General features: G+C 59.7%; 12 protein-coding genes and 1 pseudogene. 9 read left to right on the forward strand and 4 right to left on the reverse strand.

Annotation, left to right across the window (positions count from 1 at the left end):
- Positions 1-684, reverse strand: a 684-nt coding sequence (locus ACR652_RS09680) for a chemotaxis protein CheB (RefSeq protein WP_434506305.1), incomplete at its 3' end; no start/stop codon positions are given.
- Positions 685-1,159: 475 nt separating this feature from the next.
- Between ACR652_RS09680 and ACR652_RS09685 the strand changes: the two genes are divergently transcribed.
- From ACR652_RS09685 to ACR652_RS09695, 3 genes are all read left to right on the forward strand, one after another.
- Complete coding sequence (locus tag ACR652_RS09685; protein WP_434506306.1) at positions 1,160-1,522, forward strand: response regulator; 363 nt, start codon at positions 1,160-1,162, stop codon at positions 1,520-1,522.
- Positions 1,523-1,768: 246 nt separating this feature from the next.
- On the forward strand, positions 1,769-1,924 hold the full coding sequence (locus ACR652_RS09690; protein ID WP_434506307.1) for a DUF3309 family protein: 156 nt from the start codon (positions 1,769-1,771) through the stop codon (positions 1,922-1,924).
- Positions 1,925-2,013: 89 nt separating this feature from the next.
- Positions 2,014-2,157: a DUF3096 domain-containing protein gene (locus ACR652_RS09695; RefSeq protein WP_281932578.1), complete on the forward strand. Its 144-nt coding sequence runs from the start codon at positions 2,014-2,016 to the stop codon at positions 2,155-2,157.
- A 173-nt stretch (positions 2,158-2,330) separates the two neighbouring features.
- On the opposite strand, the gene ACR652_RS09700 is transcribed toward ACR652_RS09695, so the two are convergent.
- A complete protein-coding gene (locus ACR652_RS09700) occupies positions 2,331-2,522 on the reverse strand; it encodes a CsbD family protein (RefSeq protein WP_434506308.1) in 192 nt (63 codons plus the stop codon).
- Between the two features lie 271 nt (positions 2,523-2,793).
- Between ACR652_RS09700 and ACR652_RS09705 the strand changes: the two genes are divergently transcribed.
- From ACR652_RS09705 to ACR652_RS09720, 4 genes are all read left to right on the forward strand, one after another.
- Entirely contained in the window at positions 2,794-4,578 is a 1,785-nt protein-coding gene (locus ACR652_RS09705) for an ABC transporter ATP-binding protein/permease (RefSeq protein WP_434506309.1), read from the forward strand.
- Positions 4,579-4,724: 146 nt separating this feature from the next.
- Positions 4,725-5,861, forward strand: coding sequence for an AI-2E family transporter (locus ACR652_RS09710; protein ID WP_434506310.1), 1,137 nt, complete (start codon positions 4,725-4,727; stop codon positions 5,859-5,861).
- 41 nt (positions 5,862-5,902) lie between these two features.
- Entirely contained in the window at positions 5,903-6,067 is a 165-nt protein-coding gene (locus tag ACR652_RS09715) for a DUF3309 family protein (protein WP_434506311.1), read from the forward strand.
- A 389-nt stretch (positions 6,068-6,456) separates the two neighbouring features.
- Positions 6,457-6,942, forward strand: coding sequence for a GNAT family acetyltransferase (locus ACR652_RS09720; protein WP_434506312.1), 486 nt, complete (start codon positions 6,457-6,459; stop codon positions 6,940-6,942).
- An 853-nt stretch (positions 6,943-7,795) separates the two neighbouring features.
- On the opposite strand, the pseudogene ACR652_RS09725 reads toward ACR652_RS09720, so the two are convergent.
- Together ACR652_RS09725 and ACR652_RS09730 are read right to left on the reverse strand one after the other, a co-directional pair.
- Positions 7,796-9,197, reverse strand: a pseudogene (locus ACR652_RS09725) (TolC family outer membrane protein).
- Between the two features lie 177 nt (positions 9,198-9,374).
- Positions 9,375-9,968 carry a TetR/AcrR family transcriptional regulator gene (locus ACR652_RS09730; RefSeq protein WP_434506313.1) on the reverse strand — a complete coding sequence of 198 codons (594 nt, stop codon included), beginning with the start codon at positions 9,966-9,968 and terminating at the stop codon, positions 9,375-9,377.
- Positions 9,969-10,053: 85 nt separating this feature from the next.
- On the opposite strand from ACR652_RS09730, the gene ACR652_RS09735 reads away from it, so the two are divergent.
- Together ACR652_RS09735 and ACR652_RS09740 are read left to right on the forward strand one after the other, a co-directional pair.
- Positions 10,054-11,163, forward strand: coding sequence for an efflux RND transporter periplasmic adaptor subunit (locus tag ACR652_RS09735; protein WP_434506314.1), 1,110 nt, complete (start codon positions 10,054-10,056; stop codon positions 11,161-11,163).
- Positions 11,160-12,019 (forward strand): efflux RND transporter permease subunit (locus ACR652_RS09740; protein ID WP_434506315.1); only part of this gene is annotated, 860 nt, incomplete at its 3' end. The genes ACR652_RS09735 and ACR652_RS09740, both read left to right, overlap by 4 nt.

The raw sequence follows: 12,019 nt of genomic DNA on the forward strand, positions 1-12,019 counted from the left end.
AGGATGTCCGGAATGCTTATCTGAACCAGCCATCTGTTGGTCGTAGGTGACAAGCGCCTCTCCGATTTTTGCCACTGGAAGCACAAAGTCGACGGCGCCGGTCATGATCGCACTGCGCGGCATCCCGTCAAACGCCGCCTCCTCGGGGTCTTGCACGATAACCAGGCCACGATTTTCCTTGATGGTTTTCAGCCCCAGGCTGCCGTCGGTTCCGGTTCCCGAGAGGATCACGCAGACAGCGCGCGGACCGAAGTTCGTGGCCAGCGTATGCAGCAGATAGTCGAAGGGCAGGCGCGCCCCGTGACGCGCAAGCGGTTGCGAGAGCCGCAGCGCGCCCTCGTCCACAGACAGATAGGTCCCTGGAGGGATCACGTAGAAGTGATCGGGCTCAATTGGCATGCCGTCCATTGCCTGCACGACGGTCATCGACGTGTGCGCCGCGAGCAGCTCGACCATCATGCTTTCGTGGGTTGGATCGAGATGCTGGACGAGGATGAACGCCATGCCTTTGCTGGCGGAGAGGCTGCCCAGAAGGTTTTTACAGGCGTCGAGTCCACCCGCCGACGCGCCGATCCCGACGACCAGAAACTTTCCGCGGTTGCGAGGTGGCCTTGGCGCCTGCGCGATGCGCTTCTTCGGCTCTGATCGAAACCTCTTCGTATCCTTGGGGCGGCGCTTCAGCATTCGTTTTTCTGTCATTGCCCCAGAACATAGCTGTTTACATATATCATGCCTGGTTCTTCGCGTCGACGTTTGGGGGTCAGGCGCGGCCCACTGAAACGGGCTGGCGCTCGGCGAGCGCCGTCCCTGCCCCGAATGGACCGCCGCTAGGGCGATAGCCTGAGTAGTTTCCGTGCCTTCCCAGGGCGCACGATCGTCGGCTAGCGTCCAGCCTCAAGCTTTTGTGGTCAGGCCCCAAATTCTCTGCGCTCGTCTCATTCGCCGAGCGCCAAATTGACTCCGCCTTAGCCAGCGTTGGGAACTTCAGCTATGCACGCGACCAACAACACCCTATCTTAAAATGTTCGGGACCGATCCGTTGAACCCCTCGACAAGCATCTGGTCGCGACAAGTGATCTGCACGCCCAGGCGAAGCAGCCATACTGCCACGTGCGCGGATCGAAAAAATGATCAACGAAGGCGGGGGCGAAGCGACTCCATGAAGACTATCCGCATCCTCATCGTGGAAGACGACCCCATGCTCGGTGGCTTGCTTGCCGAAATGCTCCAAACGATGGGCCACGAGGTATGTGGCATCGAGAGCACCGAAGCGGACGCGGTGGCTGCCGCGCGCCGCTCCAAACCAGATTTGATGATCATCGATGCGGGGCTACGCGAAGGAAGCGGCGTCTCCGCAGCAGAGAAAGCATGCGCCGCAGGATTAATCCCTCACTTTTTTGTGAGCGGCGATATTTCGAGGATCAAGGTGCTCAGGCCTGGCGCGATAGCGGTTCAAAAGCCCTTTCGGGAAGCCGACCTCGTTCACGCCATTCGACTTGCGCTCAACGGCTTGCCGGCATGAGATTGACGAATAAGGAAGCGCATCAACCGTCCCCAAGATTACGAGCGTGGTGGGCGAGGCAAAAGCCCGCGCAACCCGATGAGTATTTTCCGAACCTTGCCGACGCACACATCCAGAATCAATCATATGCTGACAAAAACGTGTTTGCTGCACCAGTTACAGATTCATTCCGCGGCGAGATAAAACGTTGTCGTTGGGTTTTGTGAATAGGCGCTGCGGCACACAACAAAAAGAAAGGACATTATTGTGCTCGGAACCATCGTTCTCGTCCTCCTGGTCCTCTTGCTCGTCGGCGCACTTCCGAATTGGCCGCATAGTGCGAGTTGGGGTTATGCCCCGTCGGGGACATTGGGAACAGTTCTCATTGTCGTTCTGATCCTCGTCCTCCTCGGCAAACTTTAGGTGCGCGCGCGCGCTCGAAAGGCGCACTCGTCGACGCCGCGCCATGTTCGGTGGGAAATACCAAAGCTTCTAGTTTGTGGAGAGAGAAAATGACTGTTGGCTTGGCGCATCTGCAACCGATCGTATCGTTGATCGCCGGCATTCTCATCTTGATCATGCCGCAGTTGCTCAATTACATCGTGGCAATCTTTCTGATTGTCTCGGGTATCTTGGGCCTCGGGCTGATCAAATGACCCAAGGCCTCAACGCGGAAAATGAGGCGCCGAGAATAGGTATCCGAGCTTTTCACCAGAATTGCTCCAGATGGACACGCTCTCTCGATCTTTCTGGGGGGAAATCACGCCATGAAAAAGCGACCCGAACGGGCCGCTCTTTCATTATCTCGATATCTCGATCTGCCTAACAGTTAGGCCTTGTCGACGAGCTTCTTCACCGCGTCCTTCGCCTCGCCGACTGTCTCCTGGGCTTGACCCTTAAGCTTTTGAGCCGCGCCCTCGATCTCGAGATTCGGGTTACCCACGGCCTCGCCCACCCCCTGCTTGATCGTGCCGGCGGCCTGATTGGCCATTCCCTTGATCTTGTCGGTAGTACTGCCCATGATCGGCTCCTTAAAGAGTTAAGAGCAATGCTTCATCACACTGCGCGCGCCGAAAGTCTCTTTCGACATCGCTACCATAGGCGGATCGAACACGCGTCGTATAGGTTCGGAAGATACTCAAGCAAAGTCGAAAACGCGTATGGGATGCGCCGCCCCGTTCGACCGTCCTAGTCGTACATGATCGCCCAAGAGATCGTGGATTTCCGTCGACTTCGCCCTAGGCGCAGGCGCGAGGATCTGTCGCCCTCCCAAACTGAGCATCAGCAACAACATGGTCAAAGCCATTATTCCCACGAGAGCCGACGCGAAGCTTCTGCGACACTTTGCAAAGCTCTCCCTCGGTTTCTGGACAGGACCGACGCGCAGACAGGCCGCCTTATTTGTGCTCGGCCTATTCGGCTGCCTTGTCTTGAACCTCATCCCAGCAATCGCGGTGAACAGATGGAACAAGTCTTTCTTCGACGCGCTGCAAAACAAGGACCATCGCCTTATCCTGTTCAGCATCGGCCTCATGTTGGCGCTCGCTTTGATCTCTGCGTCGACGAGCGTCGCACTGCTGCAAATGCGCATGCGGTTCCAGTTACGCTGGCGAGAATGGCTGACGCGGACGCTTGTGCGGCGGTGGATGGAGCGCCGGCGCTTTTATCAGCTCAGCGTCCTTCGCCTCGTCGATAATCCGGAAGCGCGCATCGCCGAGGACGGGCGCATTGCCATTGAGCTTTTTGTCGACTTTGCGACCGGCGTGACGAATGCTCTGCTCATGGCGGCCTCTTTCGTTAGCGTGTTGTGGATCATCGGCGGCTCGCTGACCTTTTGGGGCCTTACGATTCCAGGCTACCTTGTGATTGCGGTCGTGATCTATTCCGCATGCACCTCCTATGGAATGCTGCTTTTAGGCCGTCCGCTCGTCGCATGTGTCGAGGGAAAAGCGGCGGCTGAGGCTGATTTTCGCTTTGAGCTCTCGCACACGCGCGAAAACGCCGAAACAATCGCGCTCATCGGCGGCGACGACGCCGAGCGAGAGCGGCACTGTTCGAGATTTGATCGAGTCGCCGTGCGCTGGGTTGCCGTGATTGGACGGCAGGCGCGCATGCTGTTCTTGTCGAGCGGCAATAACGTCCTCGCGCCGGTCATACCTCTCATGCTCGGCGCGCCCAAATATCTTGCCGGCGAAATGTCGCTCGGCGACCTCATGCAAGCGGCGGCGGCCTTCATACAGGTGCAACTGGCGCTCAACTGGCTGGCCGACAATTCGATGCGCCTCGCGGACTGGTTCGCCTCCGCCCGGCGCGTCGCAACACTCGACCTGTTCTTCGATAACCTCGACGAGCTCGCGATCGCAGCCGAGGAGAAGATGATCGATCTGGCCTTCAGTGACGATGGCGCCTTGCATCTCTGCGGGCTCTCGATCGCCCAGCACGACGGCACACTTATGCTCGCCGACACCGATGCGGTGATTGAACGAGGCGAGAAAGTCCTCGTGAAGGGAGAGTCCGGCGCGGGCAAGAGCACGCTGATCCGCGCGATTGCCGGTTTGTGGCCCTGGGGCAGCGGCCGCATTCTCCGTCCAAGGGATGCACGCATCGCTTATATGCCACAGCAGCCCTACATGCCGCGGGGCACGCTACGCGATGCGCTCGACTATCCCCACGACGAGGCCCCACCCGACCCCGCGCATATCGAAAAGATCCTCGCCGCCTGTGGCCTGGCTCATCTCCTTTCGCGGCTGGACGAGGAGCAGAGCTGGTCTGATGTGCTCTCCGGCGGCGAGCAGCAGCAGCTTGGCTTCGCGCGGGTGCTTCTGAAGCCGCCCGATATCATCATCATGGACGAACCCACCTCGGCGCTCGACGACCTCAGCCGGACCCGGCTGATGGAACTGCTCAACGAAGGGGCGCCTGGCTCGACCATCATCCATGCCGCACGCCGCAACCTGGACAAGCGCTTCTACGACCGAGAGATTCAGCTCAAGGCGAGGCCTGCCTCAAAAGCTCAAGGAGTTACTGATTTTCGACGGGCGATGTCATCCAATGCATTGCCGAGCCTCCGCGAATAGCCTGACCGCTAGAATGTCCGAATCCCTTCTGCCTACTGCTACTATCCACTAATTTGCATTGGACCCGCGGTCGGCGCTGGTCGACTACATGCGGCTTACTTATTGTCAAATCCGTCGGCAAGGGCAAACTGTGACGGAACATGCGAATGCGCGACACTGAAGACACAGCCTTACTGGCATTGATCTTGGCAGTATCGGTCGCCTTCGCCTGGATACTTTGGCCCTTCTACGGGGCCGTTCTCTGGGGGACCGTGACGGCAATTGTGTTTGCGCCGCTGTATCGCCGCCTGTTGAGTTCAATGCAGCCAAGACGTAACCTCGCCGCCATCGTGACGGTAATGATCATTGTATTGGTCGTTATCCTGCCATTGGCGTTGATTGCCGTGTCAATGGCGCAGGAGGCGTCCGGCGTCTATGAACAGCTTCAATCCGGAGATCTAGATCTCGTTCGCCTTTTTCGGCAGGTCTTCGAAGCCTTGCCCGCATGGGCCGCCGATCTCATGCGGCGCTTTGGCCTCGCCAGCCTCGGGGAAGCGCAGGAGAAATTGTCCGCGGAGGTTATCAAGGGAAGCCAGTTTTTCGCAACAAAGGCGCTCGGTATTGGGCAGAGCGCGGTGAGCTTAACCGTGAATCTTTGCGTCATGCTTTACCTGTTGTTCTTCCTGCTACGTGACGAGGAGGCGCTCGCTCACGAAATCAGGGATGCGATTCCGCTCCGCGCTGAGCAGAAAGACGCACTCCTCCGCAAATTCGCCGTTGTCATTCGTGCTACAGTAAAGGGGGATCTACTCGTCGCGGTCCTACAAGGTGCGCTCGGCGGCCTCATTTTCTGGATCCTTGGAGTCAGCGCCCCACTGCTATGGGCAGCGTTGATGGCGATACTGTCTCTGGTCCCAGCAATAGGCGCCGCCTTGGTATGGGGTCCCGTTGCGATCTATTTCCTGGCTTCTGGCGCAATTTGGCAGGGCATCGTTCTGATTGTTTACGGCGCGTTCGTGATCGGTCTGGCGGACAATGTTCTGCGTCCGATCTTGGTGGGAAAGGACACCAAGATGCCTAACTACGTTGTGTTGATCTCCACGTTAGGCGGCATTCAAATGTTTGGGCTAAATGGCTTTGTTATGGGGCCGGTGATCGCGGCGATTTTCATCGCTGCTTGGGATATTTATTCCATAACGAGGCAGGGAACGCACTGGGAGCTTGAGCTCCAGGGAAAAGCCGATGAAGTCGGCGCCGCCGTTCAGGACGCTGTCGGCGCCACGAAAGAACTAAACGCTGACTAAGCCGCCTCCGGGACTGAGGTCCTGAAATTGGAGATGCTACCATGTCAATCTCAACCCTCCTGATCATCCTCCTCCTTATTTTTTTGCTGGGCGGCTTCAGCGGACGCTTTGGCGGTTACGGTTACGGTTATGGACACGGCGGTGTCGGCGTGATCGGGCTTATTTTGATTATCCTTGTCGTTCTTATGCTGCTTGGAAGGATCTGATCTAACGAAAGGACCGCGGATGAGTAGTCTTCGACTTTCGCGGCGCGGTTTAGCCAACCGACTGTGAGCCCATCCAAATTGCCATGAATTGCAGTCGTTTGCTCGTCGCTGACGGCGTGGATCGCGCCCAGGTCGAAGCCCATGGCCTCGAGCACAACTGGAGATTTGAAAGCGCGACGTTTCGGAGGTGGCTGGTCAAGCATGATTGCTCCTTCGATGCTGACCAAACGCACCCTGGTACAGGCCGTGCGACTGTTCATTGAGCGGGGCGAAAGGAGCGACCTGAATGCCAACTGCGATCTCTCGCGCCAACTCGTATGCGAAGCGCTGCCGGTTGGATCCACGATTTCTACCAATCACAGGATCGTCTGTTGGGGAGGGCTGGCTAAATGATCGACACCCTGTCGCGTCTCGCCTTCGGGATCGCGAGCGTCACCTTGATGCTCTTGGCATTGACACTTGTCGCCTATGGCGCGATCAACCTGATCGTCGCATTGAACGAATCTTGGCGCGAGGGCGGCGACGCAGTTTTGACGGCGATCGGCTATGTCGTCATCGCCATGGCGGTCTTCGACGTAGCGAAGTTTTTCTTGGAGGAAGAGGTCGTCAGCGCGCACGGGTTACCCACAGCATTTGAGGCGCGGCGCAGCCTAACCCGATTCATCTCGACGATTGCGATGGCCGTATTTATCGAAGGCTTGGTCACGGTGTTTCAGGTGAGCAAGCAGAACGTCGAGAAAATGCTCTACCCGACTGCCCTGCTCGCGACCGGGATTCTTATCGTGGTCGGACTGGGGATCTACCAGCGGCTGAACATCGGGTCGGAGAGCGACCAAAAAAACGAGGCCGAGCAAACTAAGTGCGAACAAGGCTGAGTGAAGCTCGCGTTGCACGGGCAGGGTCGGGTCAAGGTCAAGAGCGGTCCAGCAGTGAATAAATTGCGTCGCTAAATCTCCGAAATCGGCCTGGCATCGAAACGACGAACGGGCTTTCGGATATCGAAATCGTCCTGCAATGTTTTTGGGGCGGTTGGGCGCCGATGGCCGCTTCCAGTCACGCGTCGCGATGGCGCAATGACTGAGATTGGGCGCAAAGCTGCCCCGTCATTGTGCACGCTATTCTACGCTAGAGCCCTATCGCCCTTTGAAACGTCTTTACATCATCCTGGAAGTGGGCGCAGATCGAACCTGTTCAGAAAGGCAGAAGGAGCCCAGCGGACTTGGGAAATGGATGCGAAAAGCACCTATACGGCAGCTCAAACTGCCGCAGCTACTCTATCGCCGCCGATTGCACGTCCCCTCACTCCCACTCGATTATGAATATTGCCCTTAAGCATCTGATATAGCGAGCATACTCTTGCTGGATGCGCCACAAATACCGGCGGGCATGCCGTCAAAAATAAACGCTCTTGATTTCAAAGGGAAAAAGGGCCGGAAAATTTTTCTTAGGTTTCAGCATCTATCGGCATCTACCGGACGAATTTTACGCCTTCAGCTCACCGTCTACCATTCAGACCCGGTAGCTGAAATATACCGTGAGCAACCTATAGACGTGCCTCCCGATTCGGCATGGGCCGAACGCTGTACAAGCGTCCTCCGTGATCGATGCGCCTACTCGCAGAGGCCCCAAGTTCGATCTGGAATGTTGCGGCGGTTGCCGACCTTCCGGGGGGCAGACTTCAGAGTGCCGCAGCCCAACACCATGCCGCAGGCTTCGTGGGCAGCTAAGCTATCGCCCGTCGGGCGTATCGACGCCGAACCACTTGGTTTTTACCTGCTCGAAATGGACGCCCGGATCATGGAGGGCGACATCGAGCTGCAATTCCTGCCCGGAGAGGCGACCAATCGAGCCGAGCACCGCATAAGAGGCGACGACGCGGTCTCGTTGCGACGTCACCAAACTCACGCGCGCATTGAGCAACGCCTGCTGCGCATTGAGCACGTCGAGCGTCGTGCGCTGGCCGACCTTTGCCTCTTCACGCACCCCGGTGAGCGCAGTTTCCGCCGCTTTCACCGCCGCCCGGCTGGAGATGATCGAGGCTCTGGCGGTTTCGAGCAGTCCATAGCTCGACACCACGCTCGCGCGCACGCTGTCGCGCTGCAAATCAGCGTTGAGCCGCGCTTGGCTCAATTGCTCTTTTGCTTGGCGGATCGATGCATATTCCGAGCCGCCCTGATACAGCGGCACATTGAGCTGAGCGAAGGCGGCGGCGGAGAATTGGCGCGATCCCGGAACGCCCAGGAAGGAATCCCATTTGCTGGGAAACCTGGGCGTTCACGGACACAGTGGGCGCCAGCGCGCTCTCGGCGACCTTCACCGCGGACTCCACCGCATCCGCCTGATGCAGCGCCGCGATGACGCCCGGATGTTCGACGAGCGCAATCTCGATCGCTTGCTGGAGCGAGCGTGGCAGAAAAGGTTCGAGCGAGCGCCCCGGCTCCAAATGCGAGGGCTCGACACCGATGATCTGACGGTAAGTGGCGAGGCTGTTTTTCAGCTGCGCCTGCGCGGCGTAGAGCTCCGACCGCGCCTGAGCGACGGAGGCCTCCGCCTGCGCCACGTCGGTGCGCGTCACCTCGCCCACTTGAAAACGGTCTCGGGTTTGCTTGAGCTGCTGCTCCAACACGGCGATGTTGTTCTTGCGCAGATTCACGACCGCCGTGTCGCGTAGCACGTTCATATAGGCGGTTGCGCCATTTTGCAGGGTTGCTTGCTCGGTGAGCCGCATGGTCGCGCGCGCTGCGAAGACGTTCGACTCGGCCTGTCTCACCGAATTGGTCGTGCGGCCTGCGTCGAAAATGCTTTGCGACACGTTGAGCGCCGCGCCGCGCGGATAGCCCGTATATTCTTCCTGCGTGAACTGACGCTCGCCGGTCATTGAGTTTCGCCCGGCCGGCAACCGCAAATTGCCATAAAGGGGACCGGCGGAAGCCTGGATATTGACTTTGGGCCGCATCCCGGCGAGCGCCTTGGGCATGTCCTCGTCCCGGACGCGCACGGCGGCGCGGCTCTGGTTGAGGTCAGGATTGCCGGCATAGGCCCGCGCCAGCGCGGAGAGAAGCGTTTCGGCCGAAAGAGGTTCCGTTTTCCCAAGCAACAAACCGCCGAGCGCCACGACGAAGAGGCACATCCGCTCGCGGCGGACCAAACGGGAAACGGACCCAATGGTCGTTGCCCCAGTCTTCTTGAACATATCTTTCCCTGAAGTTTCACTTGAGCGGCAGGCTGACTCCCGAAGCGGAAGTCGTTGACGATTTCGTCGAACCGAGCTCAGAATGAGGGAACGGGGCGATCATGACCCCTGTGATCAGCGTCTGCGTTTTGGCGAAGTGGCGAGTTCGCGAATCTGTTCGGCTGCCGCATCCAGAACGGATTGGGCGAGATCAGGGTCGTTGACGGCGCGCGATAGCGTCACCGCGCCAACCATCAGCGAGAGGACGGTCATGGCCTTGCCCTTGGCGTCCGAATCCTCGGTTTCGGCAACCAGGCGGCTAAGGACTTCAAGATGCGCCTTGATGCCGGCTTCGAATGACGCCCTCACCTCACCGCCCTGTCTGGCGGCGTCTGCGGCGAGCGCCACGAGCGGGCAGCCGTCCATCTTTTGTTCGCGATGGCCCATACTGAGATAGAACGCCAGGACCGCGCCAAGCGGATCCTCGGGTTTGGCCGCCATCGCAGCCGACCATCGGTTGAAGGCGCTCTCCAAGGCCCGCCTAGACGCCTGTGCGGCCAAGTCCTCCTTTGACGCGAACTGCTTGTAAAAGGCGCCTTGGGTCAGCCCTGCGCCCTTCATCAGATCCTTCAGGCCGATGCCGTCAAAGCCGCGCTCCCGAAAGAGACGACTTGCCACGTTGATTACAGTCGCGCGGTTCTCCGCTGCCTGAGTGCGACTGACGCGCATCCTCGACCTCCTTTTTTAGATTGCATTCGAAATCTATTCGAGATAGCGTTCGAACGCAATCTAAATTTCATTAAAGGAGAGGGGCATGAAAAAGAGACCCGCTGTTGTGCTGGGCGGCCTTCTCACGTTGTCTGGGGCGGTCGCGCTCGTCGCAGTTTCCATGCGCGCGCACGAAGCCTCGGCCATGAGCGACCCGAGGCTGGAGCCTCCGATCGTCAGATTGGCGGCCGCAGCCCGGGTGAATGGATCCGACCGCGGTTTCACCGGCGTGATAGGGGCGAGGGTGCAGAGCGATCTCGGCTTTCGCGTCGCCGGTAAGATCGTGGAACGGCTTGTGAATGCCGGGCAGCAGGTCAAAGCAGGCCAGCCGCTGATGCGGATCGACGAAACCGACCTACGCCATGCGCTCACCGCGAAGCGCAACGCCGTCGCCGCGGCCCGCGCCTCCGTCACCCAGCTGGTCCCGGATGAGCGGCGATACGCCAAGTTGTTAAGTGAAGGATGGGCTACCCGACAGCGTTACGAGCAGGCGAAAGCCGCATCAGATTCGGCCAAGGCGCAACTCGCGGCCGCCGAAGCCGAGGCGCGGGTCTCCGAGGACGAAGCGGCCTATTCCGTCCTGGTGGCGGACGCCGATGGAACGGTGATGGAAACGCTTGGCGAACCGGGACAGGTTGTCTCCGCCGGCCAGACCGTGGTTCGGCTTGCACAAGCCGGCCCCCGCGAAGCGGTGGTCGCGCTTCCCGAAACGATCCGACCGGCGATCGGCTCGGCGGCCGAGGCCAGCGTGTATGGGGGCGACGGGCGCCGCTATACCGCGCATCTGCGACAGCTGTCGGATGCCGCCGATGGTCGGACCCGCACTTACGAAGCGCGCTACGTGCTCGACGGCGCGGCTTCGGCGGCGCCTCTCGGCGCCACGGTGACCATTCGATTGGCGAGCAAGGCGAGCCGGCCGGAAGTCCAAGTGCCGCTCGGAGCCGTGCTCGATGACGGCCGGAAGACGGGCGTTTGGGTCTTCGACAGCGCCACCTCCACCGTTCACTTTCGGCCCGTCAAGCTTGTGCGTGTCGCCAGCGAAATCGCCGTGATTTCAGGACTGAGTTCCGGCGATCCGGTTGTTTCGCTCGGCGCGCATCTCTTGCAAGACGGCGCCCGCGTCAGGACCACGTCTGAAAGCAGGGGCGCCCAATGAACCTCAATCTTTCTGCGATCGCCGTTCGCGAACGGGCGGTCACCCTCTTCTTCATCCTCCTGTTGGCGGCCGCAGGCGTCTACGCCTTTGTCATGCTCGGGCGGGCGGAGGACCCCTCCTTCACCATCAAGACCCTGACGGTCACGACAGTATGGCCGGGCGCGACGGCGCGCGAGATGCAGGACCTCGTCGCCGAACCATTGGAGAAGCGGATTCAGGAGCTGACCTGGTACGACCGCGTGGAGACGACCACGCGGCCAGGTTATGCCTATATGACGGTCACGCTGAAGGACAGCACGCCGCCGTCCGTCGTGCAGGAAGAGTTCTACCAGGCCCGTAAAAAGCTCGGGGACGAAGCCCGCAAACTGCCATCCGGCGTGCTCGGCCCCTTCGTCAACGATGAATATTCGGACGTGAGCTTCGGCCTCTACGCTCTCAAGGCGAAGGGCATGCCGATGCGGGAGCTCGCAAGGCAAGCCGAGACCATTCGCCAGGACCTCCTGCACGTGCCCGGCGTCAAGAAGATCAATATCCTTGGCGAGCGTCCCGAACAGATCTTTGTTGAGTTTTCCTACGCCAAACTGGCGACCCTCGGCGTGTCGGCGCAGGATATTGTCGCCGCCTTGCAGAGGCAAAACAGCGTCACGCCGGCTGGCTCGATCGACACAAAGGGGCCGCAGGTCTTCATCCGGATCGACGGGGCCTTTGACAGCGTCCAGGCGATCGCCGATACGCCAATCGTGGCGGCGGGGCGCACGCTGAAGCTCTCCGACGTCGCCGAGGTCCGCCGCGGCTACGAGGATCCTCCCACCTACCTCATCCGACACCAGGGCGAGCCCACCATCATGCTCGCGGC

Origin of the sequence: Methylocystis sp. (assembly GCF_051061225.1) — a bacterium.
In the GTDB taxonomy this organism is placed as follows: Bacteria; Pseudomonadota; Alphaproteobacteria; order Rhizobiales; family Beijerinckiaceae; genus Methylocystis.